The sequence below is a fragment of the Amycolatopsis sp. cmx-4-54 genome (genome assembly GCF_046548895.1).
GTDB lineage: Bacteria > Actinomycetota > Actinomycetes > Mycobacteriales > Pseudonocardiaceae > Amycolatopsis.
The window spans coordinates 197,070-219,746 of the sequence record NZ_JAEBEJ010000016.1 but is presented as its reverse complement, the minus strand read 5'-3'; the positions used below and the strand labels follow the sequence as shown (position 1 = coordinate 219,746).

Genomic DNA, 22,677 nt, shown 5'->3' with positions numbered 1-22,677 from the left:
TGATCGGCGACACGGTCACCCACCAGCTCACACTCGACCGCTCAGTACGCTACCAACGTCTCACCAACCAGAAACCGTTCACGAAGTCCTGAAACACATCTGTTCACGAAGTCCTGAAACAGGACAGAGGGTTAGAACGACACTTGCCACTCACGACCCCCTGTACCGACGCCTCACCCGTCCGTCCCCTCACCACTCGACCATCAGGCTCGTGAGCCCATAAGCCGGAGTGGTGAGGCGGAACATGGTGTCCTTCTCGGGATCCGCGAGCCTCAGGTCCGGGAAACGCTGCCACAGCAACGTGAAGACCGTCCGCAGTTCGAGCCGCGCCAGCGAAGCGCCGAGACAGTGGTGGATCCCATGCCCGAAAGCCACGTGCGGCGCGGGCTCGCGCGTGAGGTCGAGCCGGTCCGGATCCGGCACCAGCGCGGGATCGCGGTTCGCCATGGGGAGCGAGCAGAGCACGGTCTCGCCCTCCTTGATCACCTCGTCCCCGATGACGACGTCCTCCATGGCCGTGCGGGGTGTCGGGGCGTACGGGACGGTGAGATAGCGGATCAGCTCGTCGACCGCCCGGTCCACCGCCTGGCCGTCGCCCCGTATCGCGGCGAGTTGTTCTGGGTGCCGCAGCAGAGCCAGCACACCGAGGCCGATCATGCCGGAGATGTTGTCGTCACCGGCCAGCATCACCTGAACGCAGAATCCCCGCAGCTCCTCGTCGGTGGCCTCGTCACCGTGTTCGGCGACGACCGCGCCGATCAGCCCTTCACCGGGTTCCTCGCGGTTCCTGGCGATCATTGCCAGCAGGTAGCGGGAGAACGCCTCGCCGGCGGCCGCCCGTCTCCGTTGGCTCAGCGCAGCGTCGAGATGTCCGTGGCACAGCTTGAGGAACATGGCGCGGTCGTCACGGGGCACCCCGATCAGTTCGCACAGCACGGCTCCCGGCACCTCGTCGGCGACGAGTTCGATCACGTCGGCGGGGGAACCCTCGTCCTCCATGGCATCGAGCCGTTCCGTCACGATCTGCTCGATGTACGGCTCCATGCGCCGCATCTTGCGCAAAGTGAAACCGGGAGTCAGTTTCTGCCGCATCCGGGTGTGCTCGGGCGGGTCGTAATCCATCAGGTTGCCGACGAGCTCCTGCGGCCGGAAGATGCCCTGCCCGCCCACTTCGTCCTGCTCATGCCACCGGCGCCGGGTGCTGAACCGCTTGTGGTCACCCAAAACCTGGCGGGCGACGGAGTGTCCCGCGGCCATCCAGATGGTCTCGGCGTCCGCCCCGGTGCCCACCGTGACCTTCGACAGCGGCCCGGCGGCGCGGAGTTCGTCCGCCGGATCGAGGTCCTGTCTGCGGATGTGCAGCGGACGCGTGTCCTCACCACTCAACGGGAAGCTCCTCGATGTTGAACGGGGCGGGTTTGCCCGCCACGAACCGCAGTTCCTCCTCCGGGACCGCCAGTCGCAGCGCCGGGAACCGCCGCGCCAGAATCGGCAGCGCCACCCGCAGTTCGAGCCTCGCCAGCGGAGCCCCGACACAGTGGTGGATGCCGTGCCCGAAGGCGAGATGCCCCGGGCTGTTCTCGCGGGTGATGTCGAACTTGTCCCCGAGCGCGCGGTTGACCGCCAGCATCGAACAGGTCAGCACGTCACCGGCGTGGATGTCGTGGCCGGCGATCCGCAGGTCGACGAGCGCGGTCCGGGGAGAAGGGGCCTCGACGATCGTCGGGAAGCGAAGGACTTCCTCGGTCGCGCTGTCGACAAGCTTCGGACGCTCGCGCAGCAAGGACAGCTGGGCGGGATTCGTCGCGAACAGCAGGACCGCCATCGCCAGTTGGGCGGCCATCTGCTCGACGGCGACGATCAGGATCGCCTCGGCGAGCCCCGAAAGTTCCTCGTCGCTGACCTTGTCCCCGTGCTCGCGCACGATGAACCCGATCAGCTCGTCACCGGGATCACGGCGTTCGCGGGCCGCGAGCTTTTCGCAGTAGTTGACGACACCGAGGCTCGACTGCGCCCGTTGCTTGGGGATCCGGCTCTCCCGGCTGTCGCGGATCATCCGCGACAGATCGGCCTGATCGTCACGCGGGACGCCGAGGAACTCGCAGGCGATGAGCGCCGGGATCGGCCAGCCCGCGTACCGGACGAAGTCGATCGGCGAACCCATGCTCTCCAGATCGTCGAGGCCCTCCTCGATGACCTCTTCGACGCGCGGCCGCAAACGCTCGATCCGGCGGACGCTGAACGCCCCGGCCACCGTCCCGCGCAGGCGGGTGTGGTCGGGCGGGTCGTAGGCCTGCAGGATCCCCGGCAGATGGGCTCGGTCCGCCTCGTCGTCGACCGGCCGCATCGAGCTGAACCGCGTGGCGTCGGCGAGGATCTCGCGTACCTCGTCGTAGCCGGTGACCAACCATTGCCTGCGGCCGTTCAGCCCCGTCTCCGTGTCGTACCGGTGCAACGGGCCTTCCTCGTGCAACGCCCAGAGCTCCGGCGCCGGATCGAGCCGGATCCGCTGATGCGGCAAGGGAACTACCATGATTCTCCTCAATGTCCGCTGGTGAACCCGCGTCCGCGATCGACATCGGTAGAGGCGGGTTCACGCGTCAGGTCCGTTCCACGAAACCCTCAGCTCCGCCGACAGGCGCTCAAGTTTTCTGGCGTTACCAGTCGAGCGGCAGGGCTTCCACGTCGAACGGTGGTGGTCCGAACTTGAGCTTGCGATCGGGCTCGGCGAGCCTCAGCTTGGGAAAACGCCGTGCCAGCGCGGGAATCGCCTCCCGGAACACCATCTCCGCCAGCGGTCTGCCGAGGCAGTGGTGGATACCGTGCCCGAACGAGACATGTGGCGACTTCTCCCGGGTGATGTCGAATTCGTCTTCTCCCGCGGGGAATTTCGCCCGGTTCGCCCCGAGGAGGGAACACGTGACGGTGTCACCGGCCTTGACCAGCCGGCCGCCGATCGTCACGTCCTCCTTCGCGATACGAGGGTGGAGTTTCTCGTCGGTGGTGAGATACCGGTTCAGCTCCTCCAGCCAGTCCGGGATCGTGTCCGGCTGCTCCCGCAGAATGTCGAACTGCTCCGGGAAATCGACCATCAGCAACGCGCCCGCCGCGAGGAACCGGGCCACCTGGTCGCCGCCCGCGCCCATGATGAACGCGGCCACCCCGGCCAGTTCCGCGTCGGTGATCTCGTCGCCGTGTTCGCGCACCACGACGCCGAACAGGTCGTCACCGGGAGCGCGGCGCACCCGGGCGACGGCCTTGTTCATGTACTGCATGTACTTGTTGCCCGCCGCGTTGCGCCGTTTACCGGTCCGCTCGGTCCGGCTGGCGTGCAGGGTGCGGGACAGATCCGCCTGGTCGTCCCGCGGGATGCCGAGGAAGTCGCAGGTCGCCGTCGTGGCGATCGCCCAGCCGAAATGCGGGACGAAGTCCACCGGGCCGCCCATGTCCTCGATGGTGTCCAAGGCGTCCTCGACGATCTGCGCGACCTCGGGCCGGAAACCCTGCATCCGCCGCATGGTGAACGGCGGGGTGACCAACCGGCGCAAGCGCGTGTGGTCCGGCGGGTCGTAGTGGGTGAGGAAGCCGGGCCAGGCGATACCGGCCGCGGTCCCGCCGTAGATCAGGCGCGCGCTGAACTTGTCCGAGCTGAGAACCTGGCGGACCTCGTCGTATCCGGTGGCGAGCCACGCGGTCCGCCGTTCGCCGTCTTCCTCGGTGCCCAAGGCGGAGATGGGGCCTTCGGCCATCAGGGCGAGGAGTTCCGCTCCCGGATCGAAGCGGTTCCTCCGGTGGATTTCCAGGCCCTTGACGACGTTGAGTTCCTCGAACACGGCAGTTCCTTTCGCCTCAACCGGCCGTCGCGCGCGGACTGATGTTCTCGGCCCGCCGGACGGGCGTCGAGTTCGTCCAACCGTCCGGATCCGGGCGTGCTCCTCGTTCCCGGCACCCGCTAGTCGCGCCGCGGCGTGTTGCGAAAGCCACTTTCACAACACTGAACGTTACGAAAGTGGCTTTCACAACCACGCCCCCATCCGAAGCAGACGCGAGCAGACTGCCAGAAGCGGACGGCGCCAGAGCGTGTTGCGAAAGCCACTTTCACAACACTGAACGTTACGAAAGTGGCTTTCGCAACCTCGGCGGAGGTCACGAGCGGGGGCCGCAGCTCGTCCAACCGCCCGGATTGAGCGGCTGGACACCCTTCGCTCAGCCGTTGACTTCCGCGATCAGGCTCTTCGGGCGCAGGTCGGTCCAGTTCTCCTCGACGTAGGCGAGGCATTCCTGGCGCGAGGCTTCACCGTGGACGCGGGTCCAGCCGGCGGGCACCTCGGCGAACGTCGGCCAGAGCGAGTGCTGGCCCTCGTCGTTCACCAGCACGAAAAAGGAACCGTCTTCGTTGTCAAAGGGGTTGCTCATGCTTGCTTTTCCTTTCACGCGCCCGGCCGCGGCCGGAGCTTCTCGGCGACGATGGATCCAATCTGGACCAACGCCGCGGGTTGCACCATGTCGTAATGGTTGGTCGGGATCTCGTGGTGTTCGATCGTGCCGCTGGTGAAGTCCTTCCAGCCGGCGACGGCCTCCGACACGGGCAGGTGCACCGGCCGGTCCTCCGAGGCGACGAACAGCAGGATGTCGCCGGTGAACGGCGAGGCCGTGTGCTGCGGCCCGACCTTCCAGAGGTTCTTCATGACCGCTTCCAGCCGCTCCCGGGCACCGGGGCCCTGGACCATGCCTCCGGCGAGCTCCAGATCCTGCTGTTTCCGTTGCTGGAGGCCGTCTTCGTCGCGCGCGGCCTCTTCGGTCACCGTGCCGGTCGCGTTCCGTCCCATGTAGACGGGATAGGCGTCGAGGAGCGCGAGCAGGCCGAGTTCTTCCCCGTCGGCTTCGAGCATCGCGGCCATCGCCTGCGCGATCCGGCCGCCGAGCGACCAGCCGAGCAGGTGATACGGCCCGGTCGGCTGCACGGCACGAATGTGCTCGAGGTAGTCGGCCGCCATCTCTTCGACGCTCTCGGGCAGGCGTTCGGTCCGCGCGAGACCACGGGCCTGCACGCCGTAGACCGGCTGGTTCGCGGGAAGATGCCGCAGCAGCGGCCCGTAGTTCCAGCTCAGCCCGCCGCTCGCGTGCACGCAGAACAGCGGCGGCCGGTCGCCGCCCGCCTGTAGCGGCAACAGGATCTCGTAGTCGCCCGTCTTCACCGAGGTGCTCGTGCGCCGCCGCTCCCCCACCACGATCAGGGTCTTGGCCGGGGTCTTGCGGGCGAGCAGCCCGGTGTTCAGCATCCGGTGCCCCGGCTCGCCGAACGGGCAGGGCTCACCCGGCTTGCCGTCGTCGACCGCCGGTCCGGTGACGTAGAGGTCGCCGACGACGCCAGGGGCGACGGGCCGCTTCCGCCCGTCGAGCACCAGCGCGCCGAGCGGCCCCAGCTCCGCGACCGCCGAAGGCACCTCGCCCGCCCACCGCGCCGGCGCGATCGCCGGACGGCCGCGTTCGGCGTCGTCGAGGAAGAGGTCCAGCTCGCTGATCCGCCGCTGGGGATCCGCCGCGACCTGCTCCAGGACGTGGACCAGCCGCCGCGCGACCGATTCCGCCGTCGCCTCGTCGAAAAGGTCGGTGGCGTAACGAAGAGTGCCTTCGAGACCGTCCTCGTTGTCGTCCTCGTCGAGCCGCTCGGTGAGCTTGAACGCGAGATCCAGTTCCGTGGCCTCGGTTCCGCCGGGTTCGACGCTGGTGCGCAGGGCGGGCAGTTCCGCCGCGTCCCACGCGCCGATGTCCTCCTCGTCGACCTCCAGCCCCACCTGGAACACGGGGTGACGGGAGAGCGAGGCGGGCAGGTCCAGCAGGTCGACGATCCGCTCGAACGGGACGTCGAGATGCTGACGTGCGGCCCGCACGGCCTCCTGCACCCGCGTGACGACCTCGAGGAACGTCGGGTCACCGGAGAGGTCCGTGCGCAGGGCGAAGGGACGCGCGAACGGCCCGATCATCGGTTCGAGGTCGATGAGGTCCTCGTCCCGCGCCAGCGTCGTCCCGATCACCAGGTCTTCGCCCGCCCCGAATTCGCTCAGCAGCATGGCGAGCGCGGCGTGCACGACGTGGATCGTGTCGGCGCCGAGCCGTTGCACCGCCTCGGTCAGCCGGTCGTACGGCTCGGCGCCCAGCCGCAGCGCGACCGTGCCCGCCTGCCGCGACGGAACGGCCGGACGCGGCCGGTCGAACGGGAGCACCGTCTCCCCTTCGATCCCGGTCAGGGTGTCCCGCCAGAAGACGACCTGTTCGTTGATCAGGCTGCCCTGTTCGTCCTCGTCCGCGAGCAGCCGCTGCTCCCAGATCGCGTAGTCGGCGAACTGCAGCGCCAGCGGCGCGCGTTCCGGGACGCGGCCCGAACGCCGTGCGCCGTACGCGGCCGCCAGGTCGCGGAAGAACACGTCGAGCGAGTCGTCGTCGGCGAGGATCCGGTGCAGCCGCAGGTGCAGCACGTGTTCCTTCTCCGCGAGCGCGAAAAGGTCGCAGCGCCAGGGCACCTCACGGGTGAGGTCGAAGACCGACGCGCGCAGCCCGGCGAGCAGGCCGGGAAGTTCCTCCTCGGTGGCCGAGACCGGTGACAGCTCGATGGCCGCGGGCTCGTGGACGAACTGCCGGACGTTCTGCGCGTCTCCGGGGAACGTCGTGCGCAGCACCTCGTGCCGGGTCGCGACGTCGCCGAGTGCGGCCGCCAGCGCTGCCACGTCCAGCCTGCCGCGCAGGCGCAGCGCGACCGAGATGTGCAGAGCGGCGGTCTCCTCGCCGGGGCTGGCCAGCAGCCAGGCGCGGAGCTGCCGTGCGGTGAGCGGCACCCGCTCGGGCCGTTCGGCGGGCTCCAGCGCGGGACGGGACTTCGCGGCGAGCGCCCTGGCGACACCGGCGGGCGTCGGCGAGGAGAACAGCTGCCGGATGGGCAGATCCACGCCGATCACCTCGCGGATCCGCGCGATGAGCCGCATCGCCAGCGCCGAACTGCCGCCGAGGTCGTGGAAAGCGTCGTCGACGCCCACGTTGTCGACGCCGAGGATCTCCGAGAACAGCTCGCAGAGCGTCTTCTCGGATTCGCTCTCCGGCGCTTTCTCCGACGCGCGGCCCGCGAGATCCGGGGCGGGCAGCGCCCGGCGGTCGACCTTTCCGTTGGGAGTCACCGGAAGGCCGGGCAGCGCGACGACCGCCATCGGGACCATGTACGCGGGCAGCACGAGACCCATCTGGCGTTTGATTTCCTCCGGCCCGGCGTCGCCGCCGTCGGAGACGAAGTACCCGACGAGCCGCTTCTCCCCCGGCTGGTCCTCGCGCGCCATGACGACGGCCTCGACCACGCCCGGCTGGGCGGCCAGGACGGATTCGACCTCGCCCAGTTCGACCCGGTAGCCGCGGATCTTCACCTGGTCGTCGGCGCGTTCGAGGAACACCACCTCGCCGTCCCGGGTCCAGCGCGCGAGGTCACCGGTGCGGTACATGCGTTCGCCGGGGAGGAACGGGCACGCCACGAAACGCTCGGACGTGAGGCCCGGGCTGTCGAGGTATCCGCGGGCCAGCCCCGTTCCCGCGATGTACAGCTCGCCCGCCACACCCGGCGCGACCGGCCGCAGGAACGCGTCGAGGAGGTAGATCCGGCGGTTCGTCATGGGGTGCCCGATCGGCAGTTCCCGGTCGACGACGTCGACGGGTTCGATCGGGAGCCAGGTCGCGCACAGGGTGGTCTCGGTCGGCCCGTAGGTGTTGCGCACCCGTAGGTTCGGCTGGGCCCGCCGCAGGTTCTCCACGGACTGCGCGGGAACGATGTCCCCGCCGGTGCCGATTTCGACCAAGCCGTCGAAGCATTCCGGCGACGTCTCCGCGAGCGCGCGGAAGGTACCGGCGGTGAGGTGGACGTAGTTCGCGCCGCGGGCGACGGCCTGCCGCACCCCGGCCGCGTCGAGTACGCCCGGTTCGGTGAGCAGGACGCGAGCGCCCGTCGAGAGCGGCACCCACATCGCGTACAGCGAGGGGTCGAAGACGTGCGTCGCGTGCATGAGGACGCCGTCGCCCGGGCCGATCTGCCAGCCCTGATCGCCGGCCAGCCCGGCCACGCCACCGTGCGTGATCCCGACGCCCTTGGGCAGGCCGGTGGATCCGGAGGTGTACATGACGTACGCCAGGTCGTCCGCGCTCGGCCGGAATTCCGGTGCCGTGGCGGCGGAAGCGTCGATGGCGGCCCGCGTTTCCGGTGCGTCGAGGACGATCGTGTCCTTCGCGACGACGCCGCTGGTGGCCTGCGTGCACACCACGACCGAGACCGCGGAGTCGTCGAGGATGAACGCGATCCGCTCGGCCGGGTACTCGACGTCCACCGGGACGTACGCGGCGCCCGCCTTCCAGATCGCCAGGAACGCGATGAGCAGATCGGGCGACCGCTCCATCGCCACGCCGACGCGGTCACCGCGGCCGACACCACGGGCGGCGAGGTACGCGGCCAGCCGGTTCGAGGCCTGATCGAGGGCGGCGTAGGTGAGATCCACGCCCGCGGCGTCGGTGATCGCCACTGCTTCGGGTGCCTCGGCCACCCGTCGCGCGAACAGTTCGACGACGGAGTCGCCCGGCGCGGGTCCCTCGGTCGCGTTGAATTCGTGCACCACCAAGGCGTGTTCGGCCTCGCTCAGCAGTGTCAACCGGCCGACGAGGACATCGGGGTCGGCGACCAGCCGCTCCAGCACCCGAGCCAGCGCGCCGACGACCGATCCGGCGGCCTCTTCGTCGAACAGGCCACGGTCGTAGTCAAGGATGAGCGGCATCTGTTCACCCGGACCGGTGACCAGGGTGAACGGGTAGTGCGAGGAATTGCGTCCCCGCTTGACCGGACGCAGGGTCAGGCCGTCGTGCGCCTGGCCGAGGCCCTTGCGGGGGAAGTTCTCGTAGATGACGAGCGTGTCGAACACCGCGCCGGGCCCGACCACGGCCTGCACGTCCTGGAGGCCGAGGTGCTGGTGGGCCATGAGGGCCGACTGGTCACGCTGCAGTTCGGCGAACAGGTCGACGGCCCGCTTCGCGCCGTCGAGCCGGACCCGCACCGGCAGGGTGTTGAGCAGCTGGCCGACCATCGACTCGACACCCGCCAAATCGGCGGGACGGCCCGAAGCGGTCGCGCCGAACACCACGTCGGTCCGTCCGGCGAGCTGCGACAGCACGACGGCCCACGCGCCCTGCACGACGGTGTTCAGCGTGAGGTCGTGGCCGCGCGCGAGATTCGCCAGCCCGTCGGTGAGTTCCGTGGACAGCTCGACGATCGCGGTGTCGATTTCCGGCACCCTGCCGGGATCGGCGGGCGCGACCGCGGTGGGCGTGTCGACCCCGGCGAACTCCTCGCGCCAGGCAGCGCGGGCGATTTCCTTGTCCTGCTTGCCGAGCCAGGCGAGATAGTCCCGATAGGACACGGTGGGCGGCAGCCCGGACGCGTCCCCGCCCGCGGCGTAGATCGCGGCGAGTTCGCGGTGGATGATCGGCATCGACCAGCCGTCGGTCAGCACGTGGTGGAGCGTGTGCACGAGCCGGTGACGGTCCGGGCCGAGCCGGATCAGGTGCAGCTTCATCAGCGGCGCCACCTCGATGCGGAGCCGCTCGGCCAGCTCGTCGGCGGCCAGCCGGTCGACCTCGCTGTCGAGGATGTCCTCCGGCAATCCGGTGAGATCCGTTTCGCGCCAGGGGATCTGCGCGTCCCGCGTGATGACCTGCACCATCTGCGCGCCGCTGACGTAACGGAAACAGGCCCGCAGCGCGGCGTGCCGGTCGACCAGCGCCTGCCACGTCGCCCTCAGCAGCGCGGCGTCGAGCGGGCCGTCGATGCCGTAGACGGTCTGCACGGTGTAGGTGTCGGGCCCCTCGTCGTCGAGGGCGGTGTGATAGAGCATTCCCTCCTGCAGCGGGGAAAGAGGCCAGACGTCCTCCACGCTGGAACGCGGCTTCGCGCGAGTGTCGTCAACGGTCACGATCTGCTCCTTGGTGGGTGGGTGAACTCGCGTTCGCGTTGGGCTCGTGAGTGGCCAGGACGGTTATCGGGGGCTTCGTGACGTAAGCCGATCACGCTAATCATCCACAAAGGACACAGTGGCTCCTGATTTGAGCACTTTGCGCGGGGTCGTGAGTGGCAATGGTCGTTCTAACGCTCATTGCCTCTCACGAGAATCCGGCCTCGAGTTGGTCCAGCTGGTCCGGGGAAAGCGCGACGAGCGAGCCCCCGTCGGGTTCCGGTTCTGGGCTGGTCTCGCCTTCGGGTGGGATCTCCTTGACGAGTGTCGCCAGCCGTTCCGGTGTCTTCTCCTCGAACACCTGCCACGGGCTCAGTTCCAGCCCTTCGCGGCGGGCGCGGGCCGACAGCTGCATCGAGATGATCGAGTCGCCGCCGAGTTCGAAGAAGCTGTCGTCGGGCCCGACCTGCTCCAGGCCCAGCACCTCCGCGAACAGCTCGCACAGCTTCGCCTCCATGGCCGTGCGCGGGTCGCGCCCGGAGGACAGGCCGGAGAAGTCGGGGGCCTGGAGCGCCCGGTGGTCGAGCTTGCCGTTCGGGGTGAGCGGCATCTTCTCCAGCGCCACGAACGCCGCGGGCATCATGTACTCCGGCAGCCGGGCGGCCGCCAGCTCGCGCAGCACCGACGTGAGCGCAACGTCGGCGTCGTCCGAGGGCACGACGTAGGCCACCAGCCGTTTGTCGCCCGGCCCGTCCCGGTGCACGGCGACCGCGACCTGGGCGACGCCCGGATGTTCGGCCAGCACGTTCTCGATCTCCGCGGGCTCGACCCGGTAGCCGCGCACCTTGACCTGCGCGTCGACCCGGCCGACGAAGATCAGCTCGCCGTCGGGATCCCAGCGGAACCGGTCGCCGGAGCGGTACATGCGCTCGCCCGGCGTGAACGGGTCGGCGACGAACCGTTCCGACGTCAGACCCGGCCGCCCGAGATACCCGCGAGCGAGTCCGGCGCCCGCGATGTACAGCTCGCCCGCCACCCCCGGTGGCACCGGCTGCAGGTACGCGTCGAGGATGTAGTGCTTCACGTTCCGGATCGGGCCGCCGAGCGGGACGACCTCGTGGCCCGGCGACAACGGGGCGCTCATGGTCGAGCAGATCGTCGTCTCGGTGGGGCCGTACGCGTTGATGAACCGGCGCCCCGGCGACCAGCGGTCGACCAGCGCGGGGGTGCACACTTCGCCGCCGGTCAGCACGCCGCGCAGCGTGTCCGGCAGATCCTCCTCGACCGCCAGCACGCTCGGCGACACCGTGAGATGGGTGATCCCCCACTGGCGCAGCGCGTCGCCCAACGTCACCCGCGGCGGCATGCTCTCCGCGTCGGCCAGCACGAGGGTCGCACCGGCCAGTAAGGACATGTACAGCTCGGAGACGATGGCGTCGAAGCCGATCGCGGACAACTGCAGCACCCGCGAAGACGCCGTCACACCAAGGCGTTCGATATGCGCGGTCGCCAGGTTCCCGAGCCCGGAGTGAGTGACCTGGACGCCCTTCGGCACCCCGGTCGACCCGGACGTGTAGATCACGTACGCCGCGTCGCTCACCTTCACCGACGGCAACACGACCGACGGATCCGCGGCGGGAAGTTCGTCCAGCAGCAGGATTTCGCCGTCGAACTTCGCCGGCACGACCGCCCGGGTCGCCGCCGTGCACACCAGCACCTGCGGCGCCGAACTGGTCAGCATCAGCTCGATCCGCTCGGCCGGATAGTCCGGGTCGACCGGGACGAACGCCCCGCCCGCGAACGTCACGCCCATCATGGTCACCACGAGTTCGGCCGACCGCTCGACCAGCACCCCGACCCGGGTCTCCCGCCGGACACCCAGTCCGACGAGCAACCGTGCCAGCGTTTCGACCTCGCCGAGCAATTCGCCGTAGGCCAGGGTCCGCTTCGCGTCCTCGATCGCCACCGCGTCGCGTGATCGCTCCATCTGACGGCGGAACAGCACCGGCAGGGTCTCGGCCTCGAACGGCACCTCCGTCCGGTTCCACTCGTCGATCACCAGACGGCGTTGCTCCGGCCCGATCAGGGCGACCCGGCCGACCGGCACCCGCGGCTCGGTCACCACCTGATCGAGCGCCCGGATGATCGAGGCGACGATCTCCTCGATCCGCGTCCGGTCGAACACGTCCGGCCGGTAGATGACCTCGCCGTGGACGCCACCGCCCTCGGAAGCGCGGATCGACAGCGGATAGTGCCCGGTGTCGTCCGGGATCCCCGCCGGTCGCAGGGCGAGGACGTCGGGATCGTCGGACGGCGGGGGCGGCGGCGGGTAGTTCTCGAACACCACGATCGTGTCGAAGGCCGCGCCGGGACCGGCGAGCTGGTTGATCTCGGTCAGTCCGACGTGCTGGTGCGGCATCAGCGCGACCTGACGTGCCTGCAGATCCGCCAGCATCTCCAGGAACGGCTGAGCGCCGGTGAGCCGGGCCCGGACCGGCAACATGTTCATGAACAGACCGACCGCGGATTCGACGCCGGGGATCTCGACCGGTCGCCCGGCCACCGTGGTTCCGAAGACGACGTCGTCGCGTCCGGTCAGCCTGGCCAGCAAAAGTGCCCACACGCCTTGGAAAAGCGTGTTCGTCGTGACGCCGTGGCGCCGGGTGAACTCCATCAGGCGAGCGCTGAGGTCGTCGTCGAGTTCGAAGCGGACGCGGTCCGGCTCGATGGGCACGGCGATCGTGTCCGGCGAAACGACGTGCGTCGCCTCGTCGAGCCCGGCGAGCTCGCTCCGCCACGCCTCCTTGGCGGCGGCCTTGTCCTGACGGGAAAGCCAGGACAGGTACTCCCGGTACGACGTCGGTGCGGGCAGCGTTTGGCCATCTTCGTACGCCGCCATCACCTCGCCGAGGAAGACCGGAAGCGACCAGCCGTCGGCCGAGATGTGGTGGGACCGGAGCACCAGCCGGTGCCTGCGGTCGGTGAACCGCACCAGATGCAGGTGCAGCAGCGGCGCCTTCGCCAGGTCGAACCGCTCGGCGTGGGATTCCGCCGCGAGCCGCTCGAACTCCGCCAGCGCCTCGTCCTCGGGCAGGTGGGACAGGTCGGTTTCCCGCCACGGCACCGGAACATCGCGGACGACGGCCTGCACGGCGGTTCCGGAGCCGAGGCGGTGGAAACCCGCCCGCAGCGCGGGATGCCGGTCGAGCAGGGTCTGCCACGAAGCGCGGAACCGGGCGACGTCCAGCGGACCGTCGAGGATGATGTCGCGGATCCCCGCGTAGACGTCCGGGCCGCGCTCGTCGACGGCGTGGAACAGCAACCCTTCCTGCAGCGGCGAAAGCGGCCAGATGTCATGCAGGCTCGGGACGAGCGTCTCGACGTCGGCCACTTCCTGCTGGGTCAGCGAAATGAGCGGGAAGTCCGACGGCGTGTGTCCGCCCCCGCCGCTCTCGGCGTGGAGGGCGAGGCCGGTCAACATGTCCAGCCACGCCTGGCCGAGCGATTCCACGTCAGCTTCGCCGAGCAGCCGTTCCGCCCAGGTCAGCGTCAGCGTGAACTCCCCGTCGAGCACGACCGCGTCGATCTCGACGGCGTGCCGCAGCGGCAGGTCGTCCTCCGCCGTGCCGCCGATGGTCCCGGCCAGCTGCCAGGGTTCCGCGTCGCCCTCGGGCCGGGACGAGAACCGCCCGAGGTAGTTGAACCCGATCTCCGGTGACGGCAGCGCCGCGAGCACCTTGCCGCTCTCGTCGTCGAGATACCGCAGCATCCCGTAGCCGAGCCCGCCGTCGGGCACCGCTCGCACGTTTTCCTTGACCTGCTTCAGCAACCGGCCAGCCGTGTCCGCCCCGGCGGTGTCCAACCTGAGCGGATGGACATCGGTGAACCAGCCGAGCGTCCGCGACAGGTCCATCCCGTCGAGGGGCTGGCGGCCATGACCTTCGACGTCCACCACGACGGCGGTGCCGCCGCGCCACCGGGTGACCGCACCGGCGAGGGTGGCCAGCAGCACCTCGTGGACGCCGCAGTGGAAGGCCGTGGTGGCCTTCTCGACGAGCACGCTCGCGCGGTCCCGCGGCAAGGTCCACGACTTGCGCCCTGAAGTCGCGATGGTGTCGCGCTGCGGGTCGAGTTCTCCGACCCGTGCCTGCGCCCCGTCGAGGATTTCCTTCCAGGTATCCAGTTCCCCGGCCCGCAGCGAGGCTTGATCGGCCAGCGTCCGCGCCCAGCGCCGGAACGAAACGGGCGGCGGATCGAGTACCGGCTCCTCGCACGCCGCTTGCAGATCCGCCAGCAGGACACGCCACGACACCACGTCGACCGCGAGGTGATGAGCGGCCAGCACGAGCCGTCCCTCGGATCGCGCGTCCACCCAAACGGCCTGGAGCATTACGCCTGCGACGGGGTCGAGCCGGCCGGCGGCCTCGTGCGCGTGACGCTCCGCGATTTCGTCGAGGTCACCGTCTCCGGCCTCGACCCGCTGGAGCAGCGCCGCCGCGTCGATGGTTCCGCGTTCGGCCACGACCAGGCGGGAATCGATCACCTGGCTTCGCAGCAGGTCGTGGGTGTCGATCACCGCACGCAGACCGGCCGTCAGCGCCTTGAGCGAAAGGTCGCCGGGCACGCCCGCCGTCACCCACTGCGCCAGCGCGCCCCGCGACATCGCACCGGGATCGCGTTCGAGCAGCGCCCGCACGACCGGCGTCCATGGCACCTCACCGACGCCGTCGGCGACCTCGGCCTCGCGCACGCCGCGCTCGGCGACCGCCGCGATCCCCGCGGGGGTCTTCTGCTCGAAGACCTGCTTGGCACCGAAGACGAAGTCCTCACGCCGGGCGCGGGCGGCCAGCCGCATCGAGAGGATCGAGTCGCCGCCCAGTTCGAAGAAGCTGTCGTCCGCGCCGACCCGGTCCAGCCCGAGGATTTCGGCGAAGAGATCGGTCAGGACGCGTTCGGCTTCGGTCCGCGGTTCGCGGCCTGCCGGTTTCCCGGCGAATTCGGGGGCGGGCAGGGCGGCGCGATCGATCTTTCCGTTGAGGGTCAACGGGAAGCTGTCCAGCACCAGCACCACCGCGGGCACCATGAACTCCGGCAGCCGCTCCGCGAGCCGGGTGCGGATCGCGGCGGATTCCAGCCCCGATTCCGCGGTGACGTAGGCGATCAGCCGCTTCTCGCCAGGACGTTCTTCCCGGGCCACCACGACAGCCTGCGCGACGTCGGGCAATGCGGTCAGCGCCGCCTCGATCTCCCCGGGTTCGACGCGGTAGCCGCGGATCTTCACCTGGGAGTCGGCCCGGCCGCCGAACAGCAGCTCGCCGTCGTCGGTCCAGCGCGCGAGGTCGCCGGTGCGATACATGCGCTCCCCGGCCGCGAACGGGTTCGCGACGAACCGCTGGGCCGTCGCGGTCGGCGCGCCAAGATATCCGTGCGCCAGACCGGCCCCGGCGAGGTACAGCTCACCGGTCACACCCGGCGCCACCGGCTGAAGGAACGCGTCGAGCACGTACGCCTGCCGGCCGGCCAGCGGTCCGCCGATCGGCAGGACACTGCCCGTTTCGGCACCCGGTTCGAGGACGAGCCATGTGGCGCACAGGGTGATCTCGGTGGGGCCGTACAGCTGACGGAACCGCACGTCCGGGCAGGCGCGGCGCATCCGTTCGACGGAGGCGAGCGGCACCGCGTCGCCACCGGTCAGGATCTCCCGCAGCCCGGTGAAGGATTCCGGCGCTTCCTCGGCCACGACCCGGAAAGTCCCGGCCGTCAGGTGAAGGGTGGTAACACCGCGTTCGACCGCTTCTCGCACCCGCTGCGCGTCGACCGCGCCCGGTTCCGCGACCACCACCGCGGCCCCGCTCACCAGCGGCACCCAGATCTCGACCAGCGACGCGTCGAACGCGTGGGAAGCGTGCAGCAGCACACGATCGCCAGACCCCTGCGACCAACCCGGATCACCCGCCAGCGCCGCGACACTGCCGTGCGGCACCGAGACACCCTTCGGCACTCCGGTCGATCCCGACGTGTACATCACGTAAGCCGTGTCGTGCGCGCCGACGGTGACCGGCGGTGCCGCGTGCTCCGTCGCGCCCATCACGACCGGCTCGACGCCGTCCGGCACCGCGTCACGGCTCGCCGCCACGCAGATCGCCAGCGCCGCACCGGAATCGGCCAGCATCCGCTCGATCCGTTCCGCGGGGTAGTCCACATTCACCGGAACCTGCGCCGCGCCGGCCTTCCAGACCGCGAGCAGCGCGACGAGCAGATCCGCGCCGCGTTCCATCACGACACCGACGCGGTCACCGCGCCGGACACCCCGCGCGGCCAAGTACCCGGCCAGCCCATCGGACTCGCGGTCGAGTTCGGCGTAGGACAGCGTGCGTTCCCCGTCGACGATCGCGAGCGCGTCCGGGGATTCCGCCGCCCGCCGCCGGAACAGCTCGGGCACCGTGACATCCGTCGCCGCCTCGCCCGTCGCGTTCCACTTTTCCACCACGGACTCGCGCGCCGGCTCGCTCGTCACGCCAAGGCGTCCCACGGGAAGCGACGCCTCCGCCGACACCCGCTCCAGCACCCGAACGACCTGCCGGGCGACCTCGGCCGCCGTTCCCGCCTCGATCCGGTCGGGCCGGTACGCCACGCGGATCAGCAGGCTCTTGCCGGGGGAAACGCTCATGGTCAGCGGATAGCCGGTGCCGGTCCTGGTCTCGACCGCGCTGATCGCGACCCCGCCGTCGTCGCCGAGACCGTCGGCGTCGTGCGGGTAGTTCTCGATCATCACGATGGTGTCGAAGACCGCGCCCGCCCCCGCCGCGCGCTGCACCTGCGACAGTCCCAGGTACTGGTGCTCGGTCAACGCGGACTGCCGGGCCTGCAGATCCTGGAGCATTTCCAGCACCGGAAGGTCGCCGTCGAGGCGCACGCGGACCGGGACGGTGTTGATGAACATCCCCACCATCTGTTCCACGTCCGGCACGTCGGCGGGACGCCCGGAAACGACCGTCCCGAACACGACGTCCGTCCGGCCCGCCAGCCTCGACAGCACCAACGCCCACGCGCCCTGCACGATCGTGCTCAACGTCAGGCCGTGGCCACGGGCGAAGCCGGTGAGCGCCCGCGTCGCCGCCTCGGGCAGCGATTCGGCGTGCTCACCCGGCACGACCATCGCCTTGTCCGCGTCGGCGTCCACCACGGTCGGTTCGTCGGAACCGGCGAGTTCGGCCCGCCACGCCGCCTGCGTCGCCTGGACGTCCTGGCGGCTCAGCCACGTCAGATAGTCCCGATAGGACGGTGTCTTCGACGGCGCTTGCCCACCCGAGTACGCGATCGACACCTCACCCAGGACGAGCGGCGTGGACCAGCCGTCGAGGAGAACGTGGTGCGACGTCAGCACGAACCGATGCCGCACCGGGCTCAGCTTGATCAGCATCAGCCGCAGCAGCGGCGCCTTGGTCACATCGAAGCGCTCCGCCTGGTCTTCGGCGAGCAGGCGTTCGACCTCCGCAGCCGCGTCCGCCTCCCCGACGTGCGACAGATCGACTTCGCGCCAAGGGATTTCGGCTTCGGCGGCGACGACCTGCACCGGTTCGCCGGAGACCAGCTGGTGGAAACCCGTCCGCAGCGTTTCGTGCCGGGCGACCACCTGGTTCCACGCGGCGCGCAGCCGCTCGGCGTCAAGCGGCCCGTCGAGGTCGAGGATCCGCTGGCTCTGGTAGACGTCGACGCCGTCGTCGGCGACGGCCCGTTCGAAGAGCATGCCTTCCTGCAGCGGCGAAAGCGGCCAGATGTCGGTCAGCCCCGGCGTCGCGGTTTCCAGCTCGGTCACGTCCTGCTGCGCCAGCTCGACGAGCGCGAAGTCGGACGGCGTGTGCCCACCGGCGGCGGAATCGGCGGCGAGCGCGTTCAGCGTCGCCAGCCAGGCCTCGCCGAGGCGTTCCACCGTGGCGGGGTCGAGGTCCCGGCCGTCGATGGCGAGCCCCAGCCGGGGTCCGTCCGGCGTGTCCTGGACCTCCGCGCCGACCTCGACGGGATGGGCCAGGATCATGTCCGGTCCGCCGCCGAGCGGTCCTTCGCCCGCCGGCTGCCACGCCCTGTCCTTGGCGGAAAGGCTTGTCCGGCCGAGATAGTTGAAACCGATCTGCGCGGACGGCAGCTCCGCGAACCTGGTGCCGGTGTCGGGGTTGAGGTACCGCAGGAGTCCGTAGCCGAGCCCGTCGCCGGGAACCGCGCGGATCTGTTCCTTGGCGGTCTTCAGCAAATCCCCCGACACAGCGTCGACAACGTCAAAGCGGACCGGGTGCACGCTGGTGAACCAACCCACGGTGCGCAACAGGTCCTCGCCGTCGGCAGCCTCACGGCCATGGCCTTCGACGTCCACCAGCAACGCGCCGCCGGTCCCGCGCAGCCGCGTCACCGCACCCGCGAGACCCGCCAGCAGGACGTCTTGGATCCCGCAATGGAAGGCGTTCGGCAGCCGGGTCAGCAGGGCGTTCGCCACATCGCCGGACAGCGTCGAGGACCACGAGTGCGTCTTCCCCGGGCTCAGCTTCACGGCCGGTTCCGCGCCGTCGAGAAGGGCGATCCAGTGCTCGGTTTCGGCCACGGTGCGCCCGTCGCGCGCCTGCTCGGCCAGCCGCCGCGCCCACTGCCGGTAGGGCGTCGCCACGGGTTCGAGCGCCGCGTCTTCGTAGGCCGAGCGCAGGTCGGGCAGCAGGATTCCCCACGAGACCGCGTCGACGGCGAGGTGATGCGCCACCAGCGCAAGCCGGCCCTGCCCGGTGTCAGGAGAGTCGATCCACACCGCGCGCAGCATGGTCCCGGTCGCCGGGTCCAGCGCGGCCGTCACCCTCCGGACCTCGCGTTCGGCGGCCTCGTCCAGGTCACTGGCTTCGACGCGCGTCACGAGGGCGGCCGCGTCCACCGCACCCGGCTCGGGCACGATCAGTCGTCCCGATTCCACCCGTGCCCGCAGGAGATCGTGCGTGTCCAGCAGCGCTTGCAGGGCTTTGACCAGCGCGTTCTGGTCGAAGTCCTCGGGGGTGACGATCACCCTCGCCTGGGCGAAGCCTGGGCGTACGGCGTTGTCACCGAGGGCGAGCATCACCGGCGTCATCGGGATCTCGCCGACTCCGCTGTCTATTGTGGATGGTTTAGCCGGTGCCTCCTTGGCGAGCGCCGCCAGCCGCTCGGGCGTCCGGTGCTCGAAGACCAGCCGCGGCGTCAGGGAAATCCCCTCCCTCCGGGCGCGGGCGGCCACCTGCATCGACGAGATCGAGTCGCCGCCCAGCTCGAAGAAGCTGTCTTCGACGCCGACCCGCTCCAGCCCGAGGACGTCGGCGAACACTCCACAAAGGACTCGTTCGTCCTCGGTCGAGGGTTCCCGGCCGGCCGCCTTCGAGGAGAAGTCCGGCTCGGGGAGTGTCTGCCGGTCCACCTTGCCGTTGACGGTCAACGGAAGTTCGTCCAGTACCAGGATCGCGGCCGGGATCATGAACTCGGGCAGCGTCTCGGCGAGTCGCCCGCTCAGGCGTGCCGGGTCGAGATCCTGTCCCGCTCCGGGGACGGCGTACCCGATCAGCTGCTCACCACGGGTGATCACCACGGCCTGGGCGACGCCAGGCAGGCGGCCGAGCGCGACCTCGATCTCCCCGGGCTCCACCCGGTAGCCGCGGATCTTCACCTGGTCGTCAGCGCGGCCGGCGAACGCCAGCGCCCCGTTCTCCGTCCAGGACGCGAGGTCCCCGGTCCGGTACATACGCCCGCCGGGCACGAACGGATCCGCGACGAAACGCTCGGCCGTCAGCGTCGAACGGCCCAGATAGCCCTGCGCCACACCGGCTCCGGCGACGTACAGCTCACCCGGCAACCCCTGGGGAACAGGCCGCAGGAACGCGTCGAGGACGTAGACCCGCCGTCCCGCGAGGGGACGGCCGATCGGCAGCACCGACCCCATGTCGTCGCCGGGTTCGAGCAGCCACCACGTCGCGCACAGCGTGGCCTCGGTGGGCCCGTAGAGATGCCGCACCCGTACGTCCGGGCACGCGCTTCGGACTCGCTCGACCGCCGCGGGCGGCACCGCGTCGCCACCGGTCAGCACCTCGCGCAGCCCGGCGACCGATTCGGGCGCTTCCTCGGCCAGCACCCGGAAACTCCCGGCCGTCAGGTGGGCGGCCGTGACGCCGCCCGCCACGTAACCGGCCAGCGCCTCGCCGTCCACCGCACCCGATCCGGCGAGCACCACCCGGGCGCCCGAGAGCAGCGGCACCCACATCTCGAACAGGGAGATGTCGAAAGCGTGCGAGGCGTGCATCAACACCGCGTCGCCGGGACCGACGTCCCAGCCCGGCTCGCCGACCAGCGCGGCGACGTTGCCATGCGACACCGCGACACCCTTGGGCATGCCCGTCGAACCCGACGTGTACATCACGTACGCGACGTCGTCCGCCTTGGCGCCGATCGACAGCCGAGCGGACTCCGCGATCGCTCGGCGCGTCTCCGGATCGTCGAGGACGATCGGTTCGAGACCGCCGTCCAGGACGGCTTCCCGGTGCACTTCCGTGCACACGACCGCCGACGGCTCGGCGTCCGCCAGCATGAACTTCACGCGTTCCGCCGGGTACGCGGGGTCCAGCGGGATGTATGCCGCGCCGGCCTTCCACACCGCGAGCAGCGTCGCGATCAGATCGGGTGACCGGTCCATCACCACGGCGACCCGGTCGCCGCGCCGGACTCCCTTGCCGCTCAAGTACCCCGCGAGCCGCTCGGCGCGCTCGGCCAGCTCGCCATACGACAGCGTCTCGTCACCGGCGACGACCGCCACCGCGCTTTCGACCTGACGCGAGAACAGATCCGGGGCCGGCACGTCCGGGGCCGGCTCGGCCGAGACACCCCACTGCCCGACCGTTTCGCGCTCGGCCGCACTGGCCACGTCGATGTCGGCGACGGTGAGGTCACCCGACAGCTGACGCAGCACTCCGATGAACCGCTCGACGATGGCGCGTGCGGCGGACTCGTCGTAAAGATCCGTCAGATAGTCGAGTTTGACGAGCATCGACTCACCGGGGACGGCGACCAGCGTCAGCGGGTAGTGGGCCGCCTCCTGACCCTGGTTCACACGAATGCCGAAGGACGCGGCGGAATCCGGCCCGCCGAGCTCGCGCGGGAAGTTCTCGAAGACGATCATGGTGTCGAAGCTCGCGCCGGGTCCGGCCGCCTGCTGGATGTCCGCCAGCCCGACGAACTGCTCGGGGATGAGCGCCGACTGCCGCTTCTGCAGCTCCGCCAGCATTTCGACGACCGGCGCCGAACCGCGCAGCCGCGCGCGCACCGGGACGGTGTTGAGGAACAGTCCCACCATTCCTTCCACACCGGGAAGATCCGGCGGGCGCGCCGAAACGACCGCGCCGAACACGACGTCCGTGCGGCCGGTCAGTTGGGCGAGCACCATCGCCCACGCGCCCTGCACGACCGTGTTCAGCGTCAACCCGTTGCCGCGGGCCAGGTCCTCCAGCGACCGGGTGAGCTCCGGCGGCAGCTCGACCGTGACGCTCTCGGGAATGCCGGGCGCGCGTCCCGGATCGGCGGGCGCCACCAGGGTCTGCGCTTCGAGGTCACCCAGTTCCTTTGTCCAGGCCGCGAGCGCCTTCGTCTTGTCCTGACGGCTCAGCCACGCGAGATATTCGCGGTACGGCGTCACTTCCGGCAGCTCCACCGCCGCGTACAGCGCCGACAGCTCGTCGAACACGATGGGCAGCGACCAGGCGTCCATGATCGCGTGATGGCAGGTGACCACCAGACGGTGGCTGTCGTCGCCGAGCCGGATCAGCGTCAGCCGCAGCAACGGCGCCGTCGCGAGGTCGAACCGCTTGGTCCGGTCCTCCTCGGCCAGCTCGTGCACAGCGGCTTCGGGCTCTTCGAGGTGAGACAGGTCGATCTCGCGCCACGGCAGGTCCACCTGCCTGGCGATGATCTGTACGGTCTCACCGGTCTTGCGCTGCCGGAAACAGGCCCGCAGCGACGCGTGCCGAGCCAGCAACCCCTCCCACGCCGCACGCAGCCTCGCCGCGTCCACGGGACCGTCGAGCTCCAGGACCCAGTGTCCAATGTAGACGTCGAGCCCTTCGCCGTCGTAGACCGCGTGGAAGACCAGCCCTGCCTGCAACGGCGACAGCGGCCAGATGTCCTCGATCCGCGACTGAGCCATCAATATCTCCCTCGATCAGCGAAGTTCTTCGGCGAACCAAGCTCGAATTCCCCTGCGCGAAGCCGAGGCGCCAACGTCGAACGCGGCATGTCCCCCCACCGAATCGTCGCCCGAAGGGCCGACCCGGACAACATGTCCAACGGGCCTCGTTTCCCGCTGTACAGGGCCCCCGGGTGTTGCGAAAGCCACTTTCGCAACCTTCAACGTTGCGAAAGCGGCTTTCGCAACCCCTCTAAGCCGCGCCGGAAACTGAAAAAGGGGTCGTGAGTGCCAAGGACGGTCAGAATTCGAATCTCACTCACGACCAGCGGCGCCGGGAGCAGCGCGGACGGGGCTTTCACCGCGTCCGATGCAGCGAAAGGTCCCTTCACAACACCCGACACTGCCCTACCGCCCAAGACAACGACACTGACCACTCACGATCAGCTCCACCCAGGCCCGGGTGTTGCGAAAGCCACTTTCGCAACCTTCAACGTTGCGAAAGTGGCTTTCGCAACCCCTCCCCCAGCC

At 69.8% G+C, this 22,677-nt stretch carries 6 protein-coding genes; all 6 read right to left on the bottom strand.

What is annotated here, in order from left to right; translation table 11 throughout:
• Positions 1-189: 189 nt before the first annotated feature.
• The 6 genes from ACLJQ7_RS38015 to ACLJQ7_RS37990 all read right to left on the bottom strand — a co-directional run bounded on the left by ACLJQ7_RS38015 (position 190) and on the right by ACLJQ7_RS37990 (position 22,167).
• Positions 190-1,386: a cytochrome P450 gene (locus ACLJQ7_RS38015; protein ID WP_410653023.1), complete on the bottom strand. Its 1,197-nt coding sequence runs from the start codon at positions 1,384-1,386 to the stop codon at positions 190-192.
• Complete coding sequence (locus ACLJQ7_RS38010; RefSeq protein WP_410653022.1) at positions 1,376-2,533, bottom strand: cytochrome P450; 1,158 nt, start codon at positions 2,531-2,533, stop codon at positions 1,376-1,378. The genes ACLJQ7_RS38015 and ACLJQ7_RS38010 overlap by 11 nt, the downstream gene beginning before the upstream one ends.
• 124 nt (positions 2,534-2,657) lie before the next feature.
• On the bottom strand, positions 2,658-3,833 hold the full coding sequence (locus ACLJQ7_RS38005; protein WP_410653021.1) for a cytochrome P450: 1,176 nt from the start codon (positions 3,831-3,833) through the stop codon (positions 2,658-2,660).
• A 373-nt stretch (positions 3,834-4,206) separates the two neighbouring features.
• Positions 4,207-4,416, bottom strand: a complete 210-nt coding sequence (locus ACLJQ7_RS38000) for an MbtH family protein (protein ID WP_126733878.1) — start codon at positions 4,414-4,416, stop codon at positions 4,207-4,209.
• A gap of 14 nt (positions 4,417-4,430) precedes the next feature.
• Complete coding sequence (locus ACLJQ7_RS37995; RefSeq protein WP_410653020.1) at positions 4,431-9,992, bottom strand: amino acid adenylation domain-containing protein; 5,562 nt, start codon at positions 9,990-9,992, stop codon at positions 4,431-4,433.
• Between the two features lie 187 nt (positions 9,993-10,179).
• The gene (locus ACLJQ7_RS37990; RefSeq protein WP_410653019.1) at positions 10,180-22,167 is read right to left on the bottom strand and encodes an amino acid adenylation domain-containing protein; all 11,988 of its coding nucleotides are present in this window, start codon (positions 22,165-22,167) and stop codon (positions 10,180-10,182) included.
• Positions 22,168-22,677 lie beyond the last annotated feature (510 nt).

Coding starts and splice junctions, on each gene's coding strand:
- ACLJQ7_RS37990 (WP_410653019.1), bottom strand. CDS start 22,167: ATGGCTCAGTCGCGGATCGAGGACATCTGGCCGCTGTCGCCGTTGCAG.
- ACLJQ7_RS38000 (WP_126733878.1), bottom strand. CDS start 4,416: ATGAGCAACCCCTTTGACAACGAAGACGGTTCCTTTTTCGTGCTGGTG.
- ACLJQ7_RS38010 (WP_410653022.1), bottom strand. CDS start 2,533: ATGGTAGTTCCCTTGCCGCATCAGCGGATCCGGCTCGATCCGGCGCCG.